General features: G+C 55.8%; 17 protein-coding genes. 16 read left to right on the plus strand and 1 reads right to left on the minus strand.

All coding sequences use genetic code 11. The features are described from left to right. Positions 1–365: 365 nt before the first annotated feature. From PQR63_RS19130 to PQR63_RS19180, 11 genes are all read left to right on the plus strand, one after another. On the plus strand, positions 366–1,436 hold the full coding sequence (locus tag PQR63_RS19130; protein WP_408169587.1) for a LacI family DNA-binding transcriptional regulator: 1,071 nt from the start codon (positions 366–368) through the stop codon (positions 1,434–1,436). 197 nt (positions 1,437–1,633) lie between these two features. Continuing rightward, positions 1,634–2,440, plus strand: a complete 807-nt coding sequence (locus PQR63_RS19135; protein ID WP_408169549.1) for a transporter substrate-binding domain-containing protein — start codon at positions 1,634–1,636, stop codon at positions 2,438–2,440. Between the two features lie 258 nt (positions 2,441–2,698). Then, positions 2,699–3,397 carry an amino acid ABC transporter permease gene (locus PQR63_RS19140; RefSeq protein ID WP_408169550.1) on the plus strand — a complete coding sequence of 233 codons (699 nt, stop codon included), beginning with the start codon at positions 2,699–2,701 and terminating at the stop codon, positions 3,395–3,397. Then, on the plus strand, positions 3,394–4,044 hold the full coding sequence (locus PQR63_RS19145; protein WP_408169551.1) for an amino acid ABC transporter permease: 651 nt from the start codon (positions 3,394–3,396) through the stop codon (positions 4,042–4,044). The genes PQR63_RS19140 and PQR63_RS19145 overlap by 4 nt, the downstream gene beginning before the upstream one ends. Then, positions 4,031–4,765 (plus strand): amino acid ABC transporter ATP-binding protein, encoded by a 735-nt coding sequence (locus PQR63_RS19150; protein WP_408169552.1) that lies wholly within the window; start codon positions 4,031–4,033, stop codon positions 4,763–4,765. Before PQR63_RS19145 ends, PQR63_RS19150 begins: the two co-directional genes overlap by 14 nt. Further along, positions 4,762–5,508, plus strand: coding sequence for a sugar phosphate isomerase/epimerase family protein (locus PQR63_RS19155; RefSeq protein WP_408169553.1), 747 nt, complete (start codon positions 4,762–4,764; stop codon positions 5,506–5,508). Before PQR63_RS19150 ends, PQR63_RS19155 begins: the two co-directional genes overlap by 4 nt. A gap of 59 nt (positions 5,509–5,567) precedes the next feature. Further along, a complete protein-coding gene (locus PQR63_RS19160) occupies positions 5,568–6,515 on the plus strand; it encodes a sugar kinase (protein ID WP_408169554.1) in 948 nt (315 codons plus the stop codon). Positions 6,516–6,548: 33 nt separating this feature from the next. Next, positions 6,549–7,508: a 2-hydroxyacid dehydrogenase gene (locus PQR63_RS19165; protein ID WP_408169555.1), complete on the plus strand. Its 960-nt coding sequence runs from the start codon at positions 6,549–6,551 to the stop codon at positions 7,506–7,508. Positions 7,509–7,764: 256 nt separating this feature from the next. Then, positions 7,765–8,520, plus strand: coding sequence for an electron transfer flavoprotein subunit beta/FixA family protein (locus tag PQR63_RS19170; protein ID WP_408169556.1), 756 nt, complete (start codon positions 7,765–7,767; stop codon positions 8,518–8,520). Positions 8,521–8,532: 12 nt separating this feature from the next. Continuing rightward, positions 8,533–9,462 carry an electron transfer flavoprotein subunit alpha/FixB family protein gene (locus PQR63_RS19175; protein ID WP_408169557.1) on the plus strand — a complete coding sequence of 310 codons (930 nt, stop codon included), beginning with the start codon at positions 8,533–8,535 and terminating at the stop codon, positions 9,460–9,462. Positions 9,463–9,596: 134 nt separating this feature from the next. After that, positions 9,597–11,399 carry an acyl-CoA dehydrogenase gene (locus PQR63_RS19180; RefSeq protein ID WP_408169558.1) on the plus strand — a complete coding sequence of 601 codons (1,803 nt, stop codon included), beginning with the start codon at positions 9,597–9,599 and terminating at the stop codon, positions 11,397–11,399. A gap of 76 nt (positions 11,400–11,475) precedes the next feature. On the opposite strand, the gene PQR63_RS19185 is transcribed toward PQR63_RS19180, so the two are convergent. After that, a complete protein-coding gene (locus PQR63_RS19185; RefSeq protein WP_408169559.1) occupies positions 11,476–11,892 on the minus strand; it encodes a hypothetical protein in 417 nt (138 codons plus the stop codon). Positions 11,893–12,207: 315 nt separating this feature from the next. On the opposite strand from PQR63_RS19185, the gene rpsP reads away from it, so the two are divergent. The 5 genes from rpsP (at position 12,208) to PQR63_RS19210 (ending at position 15,150) form a co-directional block, all read left to right on the plus strand. After that, positions 12,208–12,462, plus strand: coding sequence for a 30S ribosomal protein S16 (rpsP, locus tag PQR63_RS19190; RefSeq protein WP_007879928.1), 255 nt, complete (start codon positions 12,208–12,210; stop codon positions 12,460–12,462). A 41-nt stretch (positions 12,463–12,503) separates the two neighbouring features. Further along, positions 12,504–13,067 carry a ribosome maturation factor RimM gene (rimM, locus tag PQR63_RS19195; protein ID WP_408169560.1) on the plus strand — a complete coding sequence of 188 codons (564 nt, stop codon included), beginning with the start codon at positions 12,504–12,506 and terminating at the stop codon, positions 13,065–13,067. 47 nt (positions 13,068–13,114) lie between these two features. Beyond that, positions 13,115–13,861: a tRNA (guanosine(37)-N1)-methyltransferase TrmD gene (gene trmD / locus PQR63_RS19200; RefSeq protein ID WP_094564608.1), complete on the plus strand. Its 747-nt coding sequence runs from the start codon at positions 13,115–13,117 to the stop codon at positions 13,859–13,861. Positions 13,862–14,015: 154 nt separating this feature from the next. Beyond that, positions 14,016–14,402, plus strand: a complete 387-nt coding sequence (gene rplS / locus PQR63_RS19205) for a 50S ribosomal protein L19 (protein ID WP_094564607.1) — start codon at positions 14,016–14,018, stop codon at positions 14,400–14,402. An 82-nt stretch (positions 14,403–14,484) separates the two neighbouring features. Then, positions 14,485–15,150, plus strand: coding sequence for a CoA pyrophosphatase (locus tag PQR63_RS19210; protein ID WP_408169561.1), 666 nt, complete (start codon positions 14,485–14,487; stop codon positions 15,148–15,150). Positions 15,151–15,262: the final 112 nt, after the last annotated feature.

The raw sequence follows: 15,262 nt of genomic DNA on the forward strand, positions 1-15,262 counted from the left end.
TATTCATCCTCTTCTTGTTACGTCTGACGGCGTTGGAGATTTCAGCTTGAACTTCTCCGGTCGAAGCGTTGCACGTGTCGATTTACAGTTGACGATCAATTTCACATGGTTGTTGTCCAGCAATAAAGTCAATCAAAATTGCTGCGTTGCACGATGATGCAACGATAAATGTACGCATTCTTCAGCAAAAATTTTCATGTGAAATAGTTTGCAAAAGGATTTTTGCGCTGCTATCTTGGAACCGGTTCCAAAGATTCATCATAAAAAAGAAACCTGGGAACCCGTAGAACAAATCAATCGATGTATCGATAGATAACAATCACGATTTGGCAGGTAGAGTGAGACAAAAATCCAATATCCAACACATGCGCGGCGTTGGCGCGGGCAGGGTCACGATTGCCCAGGTCGCACGCGAAGCGGGTGTGTCGAAGACCAGTATTTCGAGATATCTCGGCGGCGAGCTTGATGCGTTGTCGGAGCACTTGCGCGAACAGATTCGCAGCACGATTGCCCGGCTCGGTTATCAACCCAGCCAGATGGCGCGCGGCCTCAAGGGCGGTCGCACCCGGTTGATCGGAATGCTGGTGGCGGACATTCTTAATCCGTATTCCGTGGCGGTATTGAACGGCGCCGAAGCAGCTTGTCAGGAACACGGTTATACGCTGATGCTGTGTAACACCGGTAACGACGAAAAGCGCGAACAGCAATCGCTGGCGCACTTGCATTCTTATAGCGTGGAAGGACTGCTGTTCAACACGCAAGGACGCAATGTCACGCCACTGAAAGAGTTGGGGCGTGTGGCGTTCCCGGTGGTGCTGCTGGACCGGCGTATTGACGGGTGTGATTTTGATCTGGTGGGGCTCGACAATGTCAGGGCCGCGCGCATGGCGACCGCGCATTTGCTGGACAGCGGCTATACCAACATCGGACTCGTGGTGCAGCCGTTATACGGTGTCAGTTCGCGGCAGGGACGGCAAGCCGGATTCTTGCAGGCGCTGGCTGAAAGGCCGGCCTGCCATGGCGAGACGCTGGAAGTGCATATCGATCAGCCCGGTCATGTGGCGGTGATGCTGCAGGATTTTTTGAAGCGTCGCAATGTTCGTCGCGGTGGTGGAAAAGTCGCCATCCTCGCCGGCAACGGCATGGTGTCGCTGCAAATTGCGCTGGCGCTGCAAAGCATGAAATTACGCTTTCCCGAAGACATCGGCCTGCTGTGTTTTGATGAATTGTCATGGTCACCATTGGTGGGCAGCGGCATCAGCACTGTGGAGCAACCGACCTACGAGATCGGCTTTGCCGCGATAGAACGGTTGCTCGCACGCATCCATGGTGAGCACGCGCCACGTCGCGAAATCTTGCTGGATGGCCGCTTGATTCTGCGCGGCTCAAGTCAGGCAGGCAGAGCTGCCGGCGGAACGAAAGAACAGATTTTTTGATAATTCTGGAACCGATACCAGAGATAAGAAATGCACTAGCGATGCAGAACTGCACAGAAGAATCGGACGGCGTTCATCGCAATCCGATATAAAAATAAGCTGTAAGAAGAGAAGCAGTAACGAGGGCGAAAGCCATTTATTGAGGATGTTTGCGAGTAGCTTCTATCCGAAGCTGCGAGCAAAAAAGGAGACAAATCATGAGCATCAAGAAACTGTTCAGCACCAAACTCGCCGCACTGACTCTGGTTGCCGCCTGTGCCGCCAGCGCAGCGGTCAGCGCCAGCGCACAAACTGTAGCTGACCTGATCAAGAAGGGCAAAGTCACTATCGGCGTCGTCAGCGGCACGCCACCTTTCGGCAGCGTTGACGCCAAAGGTGAACCGATCGGCTACGACGTTGATGTCGCCAACCTGATCGGCAAATATCTGGGCCTGCCGGTTGAAATCGTCCCGCTGGTGCCGCCTGCACGTATTCCCGCACTGGAATCCGGCAAGGTCGATTTCCTGGCGGCTACTCTGGCGCCGACGCCTGAGCGCGCCAAGGCGGTCATGTTCACGATTCCTTACAGCGCTTTTGAGTTGTCCATCGTCGGTCCGGTCGCCTCCAAGTTCAAGAACCTGAACGATCTGGTCAAGAAGAAGGTCGGTGTCTCGCGCGGCAGCACCAACGACACTGCACTGACACGTCTGGCGCCGGCCGGCACCGTGCTGGTTCGTTTTGAAGATGACTCGACCGTGACCCAGGCTTTGCTGAGCGGTCAGGTTGATGCGATCTCCATCCCGAACACCATGGCCAATGAAATCGTGAAGACCCGTGGCGCCGGCAAGATCGACGTCAAGTTCCCTTACTCCTTGCAACCGAACTCCATGACCGTGCGTAAAGGCGCGTTCGACCTGCAGCAATGGCTCAACAACTTCATCTACTACGTCAAGCTGAACGGCGAACTGGATGCGATCGCGCGCAAGTGGTCGGGTTCGCCACTGCCGAATCTGCCGGTATTTTAAGAAACGCTTAACGAATCCGGGTCTCGATCCAGTCTGCGAATTTAACAGCACGTCGTCCCAGCGAAAGCTGGGACCCAGTGTCGCGAACAGGCGATCGGCAAGTTCGTCGCAGCCACCAACGTCGCTGGGTTCCGGCTTTCGCCGGAACGACAAGTTATTGACACGCGTCGGTGGCCATTTGTCGCTAACCGTGATCCGGATGTTTCCGCCGACCGTTGCAACTTTATGACGGTGTGGTGAATAGGCAAGGAGTAGACGATGTCTTATGATTTTCAGTTTGCGTTCATCTTTCAGCACATGGACAAGCTGTTGTGGGGAGCCTTGCTCACCATTCGGCTCAGTGCGCTGTCGATGATCTGCGGTTTGGCGGTGGGTATCTTTGGGGCGATCGTGAGCATTCACGGTTCGGCGCCGGCCCGCTTTGCGGTCACGTCCTATGTGGAGCTGATTCGCAGCACACCTTTCCTGGTGCAGTTGTTCATTATCTTTTTTGGCTTGCCCGCTGCGGGCGTGCAGGTCGATGCCAATATCGCCGCGCTGGTGGCGATGACGGTCAATCTCGGCGCGTATTCGACCGAGATCGTGCGTGCCGGCATGATGGCCGTCCATCCTTCGCAGATCGAAGCGGCGCAGGCGCTGGCGATGACGCGCTGGCAAGTGATTCGCCACGTGGTGCTGACGCCGGCGCTGGAGAAGGTCTATCCGGCTCTGGCCAGTCAGTTCACGCTGATGATGCTGGCCTCCAGCGTGGTGTCGGCGATCTCTGCCGAGGAGTTGACGGCGAGCGCCAATCTGCTCGATGCCGAAACCTTCCGCAGCTTTGAAATTTACCTGATCGTGATGGGGCTCTACATTCTGCTGGCGCTGCTGTTTCGCCTCAGTTTCTGGCTCATCGGTCTGGTTGTGTTTAAACGCCGCCGCCGTCTTGGCGTAGCGCGGCCAAGGGGGAACCGATGATTGCCGAATTTTCCTGGGACCAGTTTGTCTTCTTGTGGGAAGCCGCGCGCTGGACGGTGTTGTTATCGGTGCTGGCCTTCATCGTCGGCGGGGCCGCAGGTTTCGTCGTTGCGCTGATGCGTACTTCGCATCTGCAGATCTTGCGCACGTTGTCGGCGGTGTACATCCAGATCATCCAGGGTACGCCGGTGCTGATCATCCTGTTCCTGTCGTTCTACGGGCTGGCGATCTACGGCTTCAAGTTGCCGCCGATGGTGGCCGCGACGATTGCGATGACGATTTACACGAGTGCTTATCTCGGTGAAATCTGGCGCGGTTGTATCGAAGCCGTACCGGTACCGCAGTGGGAAGCGTCGACCGCGTTGGCGATGACACGATGGCAGCAATTGCGCTACGTGATTCTGCCGCAGGCGGTGCGTATTTCATTGCCACCGACAGTGGGTTTCCTGGTGCAGATCGTCAAGAACACATCGATCGCTTCCATTATCGGTCTGGTGGAGTTGACGCAGGCGGGCAAGCTCGTCAGCAATGCAACTTTCCAGCCCTTCCTCGTATTCCCGATTGTTGCAGCGATTTACTTCATCTTCTGCTATCCGCTGTCGCGCTTCAGTTTTGCCTTAGAAAGGAAATTCCATGCCCATCGTTGAGATCGAGAACATCACCAAGAGCTTTGGCAGCAACCAGGTCTTGAATGGGATATCGCTGTCCGTCGAGCGCGGGCAGGTCATTGCAATCATCGGACGCAGCGGTTCAGGAAAAAGTACGATGCTGCGTTGCATCAACGGTTTGGAGACCATTGATGGTGGTAGCATCAGCGTTGCCGGTCACAAGCTCACCGCAAAACATGAGCATCTGATCGAGTTGCGCAAGGATGTCGGGATGGTGTTTCAGCACTACAATTTATTCCCGCATCTGACGGTCGAAGAGAACGTCATGCTGTCGCCGCGCATCGTCAAGAAAGTTGCAACCGAAAAAGCGCGCGAGACGGCGATCAAGGTGTTGAAGCAGGTCGGCCTTGATCACAAGCGCGATGCTTATCCGGAACAGTTGTCAGGCGGTCAGCAGCAGCGTGTAGCGATTGCGCGTTCGCTGGCGATGGAGCCGCAGGTGATGCTGTTCGATGAAGTCACGTCGGCGTTGGATCCTGAGCTGACGCAAGAAGTGCTGAAAGTCATGGAAGAACTCGCCCGAGGAGGAATGACTATGTTGCTCGTCACGCACGAAATGGAATTCGCCCGGCGCGTCGCCGATCTCACCGTGTTCATGCATCAGGGCAAGGTTTGGGAAACGCGTTCGTCGAAGGAGTTCTTCGCCGATCCGCAAACGCCGGAAGCTCGCCAGTTTGTCGGCGCCGGCAATATCAAATGAAAACCCCGGTACTGGTCGCGGCTTCTGCTTATGGCGCAGATTTTGTGCGCCAGGTCGGCCATGCGCATCTGATTCCCATCGTTGCGTCGGCTGGTGCGGCAGGGTTGGAAATCCGCCGTGAGTTGTTTGCCGAGTTGCCGGATTTTGACGAGCTGCACGCGCTATTGGTGAAGCACAAGCTGTTCTCTGTGTATTCGGCGCCGATCGAATTGTTCCGCAAGGACGGTTCGCTGGCGCGCGATGAGCTGGACGAGGTGATGGGCGAGGCGCAGCAACTGCAGTCACGTTTCCTGAAGGTGTCGCTGGGACATTTTTCGCCGTCCAGCAACATGCTGGACTGGTCGCGCTTTGTGGCGCAGGCTCCTGTGCCTTTGTTGCTGGAGAACGACCAGACCGAACATGGCGGCAAGCTGGAGTCGATCGCCAATTTCTTGGCGGTGTGTGCCGGTACCGGCGTGCCGGTCGGCATGACCTTCGACATGGGCAACTGGCGCTGGAGCGGTGTCGATGCAGAAGTGGCCGCGCGTACGCTTGCAGGGCACGTGCAATACGTGCACTGCAAGGGTGTGTGGAATGACAAGGGCAAGCTCAAGGCGATTCCGCTGGATGAGGATGACGCCGTCTGGCGGCGCTTGTTCTCGCATTTTCCACGCGGTGTGCAACGGGCGATCGAGTTTCCCATTATCGGCAAGGATCTGGAAGCAGTGACCCGCGACTATGTGGCGATGCTGGCTTCGGCATAGTTTTTTGCCGATTGAGATCTTCTGCACGACACCATCAGAATCCATCAGAAAGAAAATAAATGACGCAAGCACAACTGGACGTCGTCACGTACGGCGAAGCATTGGCATTGTTTGTTGCAGATGAAGTCGGCGATTTTGCCGATGTAGAAAAATACACGCGTCGCCTGGCCGGCGCAGAAACCAACGTCGCTATCGGTTTGTCGCGCCTTGGTCTGAAAGTCGGCTGGGTCAGCCGCGTCGGTAACGATTCCTTCGGTCGTTTCATTCGCAAGCGCGTAGCGCAAGAGGGCGTCGATGTCAGTCACGTCGCCACCGACATGGAGTTCCGCACAGCAATTCAACTCAAGGCGAAAGCCGTCGATGGCGCCGATCCGGCGATTGAGTACTATCGCAAGGGTTCTGCCGCCAGTCATTTGTCGCAAGTCGATTTCGATGAATCCTACTTTGGCGGCGCCCGCCATTTGCATGCCACGGGTATTGCTGCGGCGTTGTCGGCCAGCACGATGGCGTTTGCCCATCAGGCGCTGGATTTCATGCGCGCCAAAGGCAAGACGATTTCCTTCGATCCCAATTTGCGTCCCATGCTATGGCCATCGCAGGAAGTGATGGCGCAGAAGCTCAACGAGTTGGCGTTCAAGGCGGATTGGGTGTTGCCTGGGCTGAGCGAGGGGAAGATTCTTACCGGTTACAGCGAGCCACGCGACATCGCTGCGTTCTATCTGGAAAAAGGCGTCAAGCAGGTTGTGATCAAGCTGGGTGCGGAGGGCGCGTATTTTCGCAATGCCAGTGAAGAGGGTGTGGTTACCGGCGTTGAAGTTAAAGAGGTCATCGACACGGTTGGTGCCGGTGACGGCTTTGCGGTTGGTGTGATCAGCGGTTTGCTGGAAGGACTTTCAATGCCGGAGGCCGTGATGCGCGGCAATCGTATCGGTGCGTTTGCGATCCAGGTCGTGGGCGATATGGAAGGTTTGCCGACACGTGCGCAATTGAATGCCGCCTCGGTTTGATGACTACGCTTAACGTTATATAGAGAATCTGAAATGAAACAGCATGTCGTCGTGTACAAGTCCTTGCCTGCGGATCTTCAGGATCGTCTTGAGTCGGAGTTCGAAGTCACCAGCTTTGAGAGCATCAATGCCGGTAATCGGGAGGCATTTATCGCGGCGCTGGGGACTGCGCACGGCATGATCGGCGCCAGTCTGCCGATCACCAACGACATGCTCGACGGTGCGCCCTTGCTGACGATTGCATCGACTATTTCGGTTGGCGTCGACAACTTTGATCTGGCGTATTTTCGCAGGCGCGGCCTGATGCTGGCGCATACGCCGGGCGTGCTCAACGAAGCGACGGCTGACACGATCTTTTCGCTGATTCTCGCTAGTGCGCGGCGCATTGTGGAGTTGGCTGAACTCGTCAAGGCAGGGAAGTGGACTGGCAGCATCGGCGAATCGTTGTTCGGCGTGAACGTCCATGGAAAGACATTGGGGATGCTTGGTATGGGGCGTATCGGCAGTGCCGTCGCGCGACGCGCGCATCATGGCTTCGGCATGAAGATCATCTATCACAATACCCGGCCCAATCCAGAAGCGGAAAAAGAGCTGGCGGCGACTTATGTATCGCGCGAAGAATTGTTCCGGCAGGCTGATTTCGTATGCCCGATGTTGCCGCTGACGCCACAGACCGAGCGTACGATCGGTGCGCAGGAATTTTCGCTGATGAAGGCGAGTGCGATTTTCATCAATGCTTCGCGCGGCAAGATCGTCGATGAAGCGGCGCTGATTGATGCTTTGAGGAAAAAGACGATCTACGGGGCAGGGCTGGATGTTTTCGAGAAAGAGCCATTGTCGGCGGACTCTCCTTTGTTGCAGTTGCCTAATGTGGTGGCGCTTCCGCATATTGGCTCCGCCACGCACGAAACACGACGTGCCATGGCCGAGCTGGCCGTGCAGAATCTGATCGATGGATTGCGCGGTGCACAACCGCAGCATCTGGCTGTTTAAGCTTTTCCCGTTATCGCAAACTGAATCTTCAGCAACGCCATCCGGCAGATTTGACCTTGCCGGATGCGCTCCGGAAAAATCATTCAAAAAGCAATCCAGGGGACTTTCGCTGCGGCGATTTAGTGTGTATGCTTCACACATTAAAAAGAACGATCGTGCTAAATTTGAGTGGTGTCCAGCTTTTGCGCCGCTTTTGCTTTTATAATCACCGTTCAGTTAACGTTTACGTCAATTCGTTTTTTCCAAGGACCAGGCGATGAAAGTATTAGTCCCCGTCAAGCGGGTAGTAGATTACAACGTCAAAGTACGCGTCAAATCCGACGGCAGCGGTGTGGACATCGCCAACGTCAAAATGTCGATGAACCCTTTCGACGAAATCGCGGTGGAAGAAGCCACGCGTTTGAAAGAAGGTGGCAAGGTCACCGAAGTGATCGCTGTTTCCTGCGGCGTCACGCAATGCCAGGAAACTCTGCGCACCGCCATGGCCATCGGCGCTGATCGCGGCATTCTGGTTGAAACCACGGCTGACCTCGACCTGCAACCTCTGGCTGTGGCCAAGCTGCTGAAGGCGCTGGCAGACAAGGAACAACCGCAACTGATCATCCTCGGCAAGCAAGCCATCGACGACGACTCCAACCAGACTGGCCAGATGCTGGCAGCGATGCTGGGTTGGCCGCAAGCGACGTTTGCATCCAAGGTTGTGCTGGAAGATGGCAAGGTCTCCGTGACTCGCGAAGTCGACGGCGGCCTGGAAACACTGGCGCTGACTCTGCCAGCAATCGTGACGACCGACCTGCGCTTGAACGAACCGCGCTACGTCACGCTGCCGAACATCATGAAGGCCAAGAAGAAGACTCTGGATATCGTCAAGCCGGAAGACTTGGGTGTCGACGTCGCTCCGCGCGTCAAGACTCTCAAAGTCACCGAGCCGCCAAAGCGCAGTGCAGGCGTGAAAGTGCCTGACGTCGCAACCTTGGTTGCGAAACTCAAAAACGAAGCCAAAGTCATCTAAGGAAGAGACAACATGACCGCACTCGTCATTGCAGAACACGACAATGTCAGCCTGAAAGGCAGCACATTGAACACCGTTACCGCCGCAGCTCAGGCCGGCGGCGACGTCCATATCCTGGTCGCAGGCCACAACGCTAAGGCTGCCGCTGATGCCGCCGCGCAAATCGCCGGCGTGTCGAAGGTCTTGCTGGCCGATGCACCGCAATTTGCCGATGGTCTCGCCGAAAACGTTGCCGAGCAAGCGCTGGCGATCGCCAAGGATTACACCCACATCCTTGCGCCGGCGACCGCTTACGGCAAGAACATCCTGCCGCGCGTAGCCGCCAAGCTGGATGTGGCGCAGATTTCGGAAATCACCAAGGTCGACAGCGCCGACACCTTCGAGCGTCCGATCTATGCCGGTAACGCTATCGCTACCGTGCAATCGTCCGATAGCATCAAGGTCATTACCGTGCGTACCACTGGTTTCGACGCCGCCGCTACCGGTGGCAGCGCCGCAGTAGAATCGCTGACGGCAGTGGCCGACTCCGGTAAGTCCAGCTTCGTCTCGCGCGAAGTGGCCAAGTCGGATCGTCCGGAACTGACTGCTGCCAAGATCATCGTTTCCGGTGGTCGCGGCATGGGTTCGTCGGAAAGCTTCAAGATCCTCGAGCCGCTGGCAGACAAGCTCAACGCCGCGATGGGCGCATCCCGCGCTGCTGTCGACGCCGGTTACGTGCCGAACGACTGGCAAGTCGGTCAGACCGGCAAGATCGTCGCACCGCAGCTGTATATCGCCGTCGGTATTTCCGGCGCGATCCAGCATTTGGCCGGTATGAAGGATTCCAAGGTGATCGTCGCGATCAACAAGGATGAAGAAGCGCCGATCTTCTCGGTGGCGGACTACGGCATCGTCGGCGATTTGTTCGAGATCGTGCCTGAGTTGGTCAAGCAACTGGGTTGATTCAAAAAACGGCCCCGCCAGTTTGACGGGGTCGAATAATTTCAAGCACTACAGAAGCGTTGCAGAAATGTTGCAGAGACGCTGAGCGCAACAAGAGATTGCGTACACAAGGAATCAGAGATCAGGAGTCGGAGATGAGCTACGTCGCACCAGTGAAAGATATGCTGTTCGTCATGAACGAACTGGCAGGATTGTCGGAAGTCAACGCATTGCCGCATTGCGAAGACGCGACGCCGGAAACCGTGGAAGCCATTCTGGAAGAGAATGCCAAATTCTGTGGCGAGGTTGTGGCGCCGCTCAATCATTCCGCCGATAAAGATCCAAGCGCATGGAGCGACGGCAAGGTCACAACCAGCAAAGGCTTTAAGGAGGCCTTTAAGCAATTCGGCGAAGCCGGCTGGCAGGGTGTGCAACATCCTGTTGAGTTCGGCGGCCAAGGCTTGCCTAAGCTGGTGGCAACGCCCTGTATCGAAATGCTCAACTCGGCCAATCTCTCGTTTGCCTTGTGCCCATTGCTGACGGACGGCACCATTGAAGCGCTGATGACCGCCGGTACCGAAGAGCAAAAAAATACTTACCTGACCAATTTCATCTCCGGCAAGTGGACCGGTACGATGAATTTGACTGAGCCGCAAGCCGGCTCGGATCTGGCACTGGTGCGCACACGTGCGGTGCCGCAGGGCGACGGCACGTTCAAGCTTTCCGGGACCAAGATTTTCATCACCTACGGTGAGCACGATATGGCCGAAAACATCGTCCATCTGGTGCTGGCGCGTACGCCGGATGCACCGGAAGGCGTGAAGGGCATTTCGCTCTTCATCGTTCCGAAGTTTTTGGTCAAGCCGGATGGCTCGCTGGGCGAGCGCAATGACGTGCACTGTGTCTCCATCGAGCACAAGCTGGGCATCAAGGCCAGCCCGACTGCAGTATTGCAGTTCGGCGATCATGGCGGTGCTGTCGGCATGCTGGTCGGCGAAGAAAATCGCGGTCTGGAATACATGTTCATCATGATGAATGCCGCGCGTTTCGCGGTCGGCATTCAAGGCATCAGCGTTGCTGAACGCGCCTATCAGAAAGCGGTGGCCTATGCGAAGGATCGCGTGCAATCGCGCGATCTGGCAGGTTCAGCCGGCGCGGTCACGATCATTCATCAGCCGGATGTGCGCCGCATGCTGATGTCGATGCGCTCCCAGGTGGAGGCCGCGCGTGCGTTGGCTTACGTCGCTGCTGCGGCCTCCGATGCCGGTCATCATCATCCCGATGAAGCGACGCGCAAAGCCAGTCAGGCTTGCTATGAATATCTGGTGCCTATCGTCAAGGGCTGGTCGACCGAGTTGTCGATTGATGTGACCTCAACCGGCGTGCAAGTGCATGGCGGCATGGGCTTCATCGAAGAAACCGGCGCCGCGCAGTATTACCGCGATGCGCGCATCCTCGCGATTTACGAAGGTACGACTGCGATTCAGGCCAACGATCTGGTCGGCCGCAAAACGGCGCGTGACGGCGGCGCAGTTGCCAAGGGCATCATTTCCCAAATTCACAAGACAGAATCAGCCTTGTCAGTTGCTGCAGCCGGAGAGTTCGGCGACGATCTGCAGGCGATTCGCAAGCGCCTGGTCGATGGCGCGCGCTCGTTGGACGAGGTGGTCAATTACGTTGTCGCCAACATCAAGACCGATATCAAAGGTGTGTTCTCAGGCAGCGTGCCTTACCTGAAGCTGGCTGGTGTGGTGCTTGGTGGATGGCAGATGGCGCGGGCTGCTCTGGTGGCGGTGGACAAGCTGAAAGCAGGAGAGGGCGACGCGCAGTTCTATAAAGCCAAGATTGCAACGGCGCGCTTCTATGCTGATCACGTGCTGACCCAAGCTGCTTCGTTGCGCGCTTCAATTGTCGAAGGCAGCGCCGGTGTCATGGCGTTGACTGAAGCGCAGTTCTGATTCAGCCAGGCTTGCCGGAGCGATCCGGCAAGTCCATGACTGTTAATGTTTCAAAGATAGTACAGCAGCGAAAATCTTAGCCGTAAGCGCCGCCGGTGAACAGCAGATCGAAGCTGCGTGCCAGCAAGGCGATTACCGACATGGCACCGATACCGAGGGTCAGAACCAGGATCAAGGCCAGTACCCAGTGCGATTCGGATTTCTTTCCGGACGTCAGATTATGTTTGGCGTCCCATTTTTCGTCCGGCGTCAGGCCGATGACGAGCGCTTCCAGAAAGCCGCACAATACGGACAAAACAAACAGCATTCCCATGAACAGAGGCTGGGAGTTGCTGAACGTCAAGATGGCCAACGCAGAAACCGGCAGTGTGGCCGCATGCAGCCAGCCGAAGAGATCTTTGCGCCCATACATATAAAACCGATGCAGGCCGATGCTGCCGGTGACGGTTGCGAGGAAAGTGGTGAAGGTCTTGTTCTTGTGCGGAATTGTCATTAAGTTAATTTCTTGAGGGCAAAGACGCGGTTGGCCGTACCAGTGGCACAAATCAGGACGCACATACTGCGTGACAGTGTTGTAAAAAAACTGCGGTTAGTATAGCCGTGGAAACTTGCCTCGCGGACGAGGTTTTGCGAGGAGAAGTGAATAAAAACCGCTGGTAATCAGTGGATAATTGGCAGGTAAGCGAAACGGGCCATTCCGGCCCGCTTGGATGGACACGGTGCTTGCCTGGCATTGAACTTGCCGTTTGGCTGACATTTCGGCTATAATCGTCGTCTTTTCCGTGTTCGAACACTTTTTGGAACCATTATGGTCGTTATTCGTTTAGCTCGTGGAGGCGCCAAGAAGCGCCCATTCTTCAATATCGTTGCAACTGATTCGCGCAATCGCCGCGATGGTCGTTTCATCGAGCGTCTGGGTTTCTACAACCCGGTTGCATCCGGTAAGGAAGAGTCCTTCCGTATCGCTCAAGACCGTCTGGCTCACTGGCAAGGCACCGGCGCACAATTGTCGCCAACCGTTGCTCGCCTGGTTAGCGAAGCAGGCAAAAAAGCTGCTGCTTAATCGCAGTCGCTTTTTAGTTTCGCAGCGATAGTAAGACAGGTTTGTCACGCACATTACAATCAGGCGTTACCGTTCCTTCGGATCTGGTGACGGTCGGTTATGTCTCTGGTGCTTATGGTATTCAGGGCTGGGTGCGAGTCAAACCTTATTCGGCGGATGCAGATGCACTGCTGAGCGCAAAAAACTGGTGGGTAGATAAGCCGGAATTGCGCGATGTCGAGATGATGCAGTCCAAGTACCACAGCGGTGACGTGGTAGCAAAGCTGATGGGAGTGGCGGGTCGTGAAGGTGCTGAAGCGCTTAAAGGCGCGGTAGTGCAGATTTCGCGTAGCCACTTTCCTGCGTTGTCCGACGACGAATTTTACTGGGTCGATCTGATCGGCCTGGCAGTTGAGAACTTGCAGGGCGAGTCCCTGGGCGTAGTGAGCGATCTGATGGATAACGGGGCACACCCGATCCTGCGAGTTGCTCCTGCAAATGCCCCAGCCGAGACTGCTGATAGCAAGGCTGCAGCAGAAATCCTGATTCCTTACGTCGACCAATTCGTCAAGTCAGTGACTTTGGCAGAGAAAAAAATGGTCGTCGATTGGGGACTGGATTATTAAACCGGCAATCCACTCTGTGATGCCGGTAGCATTGGAGAAAGTGTCGAATGCAATTTGATGTCGTCACGCTTTTCCCCGAAATGTTTTCCGCTTTGACGCAGTCCGGTGTAACACGCCGTGCGTACGAGCAAAAGAAATGGGCGCTGTCGTTATGGAATCCGCGTGATTTCACAACAGACAATCACCGCACAGTCGATGACCGGCCTTATGGCGGTGGTCCTGGCATGGTGATGTTGGCCAAGCCTTTGCAGCAGACGTTGGCAGCAGCGAAGCAACGGCAGACCGAAATGGGTTTGCCTGCACCGCGAGTTGTTTATCTGTCGCCGCAAGGCAAGCCGCTGACGCATCAGCGCGTCATGCAGTTTTCGCAAGATTCAGGTGTCGTATTGTTGTGTGGTCGCTATGAAGCGATTGATCAGCGTTTGCTCGACAGTCATGTTGACGAAGAAATCAGCCTCGGCGATTTCGTCTTGTCAGGTGGCGAGTTGCCGGCGATGGCGCTGATGGACGCAGTGATCAGGCAGTTGCCGGGTGTGTTGAATGACGGTGCTTCAGCGGTCGAAGACAGCTTTGCTAATGGCCTGCTGGATTGTCCGCATTACACGCGTCCGGAAGAGTATGAAGGCGTAGCAGTGCCACCGGTATTGATGGGCGGGCACCACGCAGAGATAGAGAAGTGGCGGCGTGAGCGGGCGCTTGAAGCGACCGCAAAAAAACGCCCCGATCTGATCGTCAAGGCGCGTCAGGATGGTTTGTTGACGAAGTCGGACGAGAAGTTCTTGAAAAGTTTGTAGTAGCGCAGTTGTAGTAAAAGTGCAGGCAAAGCCGGAGGTTCGCTGAAGGCAGTCTGTTGATAAATCCCCATCCTCTACCGGGCAATATAGGCATAAAGCAGCGGTTTCAAAACCGATGCAGTCAGCGCCGGCAAGATGGTTATTGGAGTAAAAAATGGATCTGATCCAGCAATTAGAGCAAGAAGAGATCTCGCGTCTCGCAAAGAACATCCCTGACTTCGCGCCAGGCGATACAGTCATCGTCAGCGTCAACGTGGTTGAAGGTACGCGTAAGCGCGCCCAGGCTTACGAAGGCGTCGTGATTTCGCGTCGCAACCGTGGTCTGAACTCCAACTTCATCGTCCGTAAGATTTCGTCGGGCGAAGGCGTTGAGCGTACATTCCAGTTGTACTCGCCATTGATCGCTTCGATCGAAGTCAAGCGCCGCGGCGATGTCCGTCGCGCGAAGCTGTACTATCTGCGTGAACGTTCCGGTAAGTCGGCACGTATCAAAGAGAAGTTGCCTAACCGCCGTGGCACTACTGCCAAGGCTGAAGCGTAATCTTCGCATTGTCTTTGATATATGCATGAACAAAAGGGCGTCTTCGGACGCCCTTTTTGTATTCAATTTTTAGGACATGGTCTTGGCCAGTTTTGATCCCCTCATTCTTCCGATAGAGTCCATTGCCGGCGAAGCGCGTCTCGATGCCGAGCGCATGCGCGAAGAATGGCTGCGTCAGCGCTTTGCCGATCCTCGGCCCTGGACGCCCGAAATCAGCGAAGAGCGGCGCATACGTGAGATGGCCGGCACGCCGCGGCCTGCCGCCGTGCTGATGCCTATCGTGATGCGCGAAGAGGGGCCGACCCTGCTGTTCACCCAGCGTACTGCGGATCTGAAAGATCATGCCGGCCAGATCAGCTTCCCCGGCGGCCGTACCGAACTGAGTGACGTCTCTCCGGTTGATACGGCATTGCGTGAAACCGAAGAGGAAATCGGCCTCGCGCGCAGCCATGTGGAAGTCATCGGTGACCTGCCGGAGTATTTCACCGGCACTGGCTATCGCGTTACGCCAATCGTAGGGCTGATCAAGCCGCCGTTTGAAGTTGTTCCCGATCCGCGCGAAGTCGCCGAAATTTTCGAAGTCCCGCTGGCTTTCCTGATGGATGGCATGAATCACCAAAGGCGTACCATCGAACTTTCCAAGGAACTCGGCCGTCGCACCTTCTATACAATGCCTTATGAGCGCTTTTTCATCTGGGGCGCGACTGCCGGAATGCTGCGTAATCTGTTCCATTTTCTGCGTAGTTGAGACGGGCTTTTTTCTGCACTTTTGTGCTTGCTCCATAGGGAAAATATCTCTTATGGACAACATAAAGCATCAGCTACTCTTGCCGCCGTTGTATCATTTGCGTGTTGCTGTG

Origin of the sequence: Herbaspirillum rhizosphaerae (assembly GCF_046025915.1) — a bacterium.
GTDB classification, from domain to species: domain Bacteria; phylum Pseudomonadota; class Gammaproteobacteria; order Burkholderiales; family Burkholderiaceae_D; genus Herbaspirillum; species Herbaspirillum rhizosphaerae_A.

Coding starts and splice junctions, on each gene's coding strand:
- trmD (WP_094564608.1), top strand. CDS start 13,115: ATGCAATTTGATGTCGTCACGCTTTTCCCCGAAATGTTTTCCGCTTTG.
- PQR63_RS19170 (WP_408169556.1), top strand. CDS start 7,765: ATGAAAGTATTAGTCCCCGTCAAGCGGGTAGTAGATTACAACGTCAAA.
- PQR63_RS19145 (WP_408169551.1), top strand. CDS start 3,394: ATGATTGCCGAATTTTCCTGGGACCAGTTTGTCTTCTTGTGGGAAGCC.
- PQR63_RS19150 (WP_408169552.1), top strand. CDS start 4,031: ATGCCCATCGTTGAGATCGAGAACATCACCAAGAGCTTTGGCAGCAAC.
- PQR63_RS19135 (WP_408169549.1), top strand. CDS start 1,634: ATGAGCATCAAGAAACTGTTCAGCACCAAACTCGCCGCACTGACTCTG.
- PQR63_RS19165 (WP_408169555.1), top strand. CDS start 6,549: ATGAAACAGCATGTCGTCGTGTACAAGTCCTTGCCTGCGGATCTTCAG.
- PQR63_RS19155 (WP_408169553.1), top strand. CDS start 4,762: ATGAAAACCCCGGTACTGGTCGCGGCTTCTGCTTATGGCGCAGATTTT.
- rpsP (WP_007879928.1), top strand. CDS start 12,208: ATGGTCGTTATTCGTTTAGCTCGTGGAGGCGCCAAGAAGCGCCCATTC.
- PQR63_RS19130 (WP_408169587.1), top strand. CDS start 366: ATGCGCGGCGTTGGCGCGGGCAGGGTCACGATTGCCCAGGTCGCACGC.
- PQR63_RS19175 (WP_408169557.1), top strand. CDS start 8,533: ATGACCGCACTCGTCATTGCAGAACACGACAATGTCAGCCTGAAAGGC.
- PQR63_RS19180 (WP_408169558.1), top strand. CDS start 9,597: ATGAGCTACGTCGCACCAGTGAAAGATATGCTGTTCGTCATGAACGAA.
- PQR63_RS19185 (WP_408169559.1), bottom strand. CDS start 11,892: ATGACAATTCCGCACAAGAACAAGACCTTCACCACTTTCCTCGCAACC.
- PQR63_RS19140 (WP_408169550.1), top strand. CDS start 2,699: ATGTCTTATGATTTTCAGTTTGCGTTCATCTTTCAGCACATGGACAAG.
- rplS (WP_094564607.1), top strand. CDS start 14,016: ATGGATCTGATCCAGCAATTAGAGCAAGAAGAGATCTCGCGTCTCGCA.
- PQR63_RS19160 (WP_408169554.1), top strand. CDS start 5,568: ATGACGCAAGCACAACTGGACGTCGTCACGTACGGCGAAGCATTGGCA.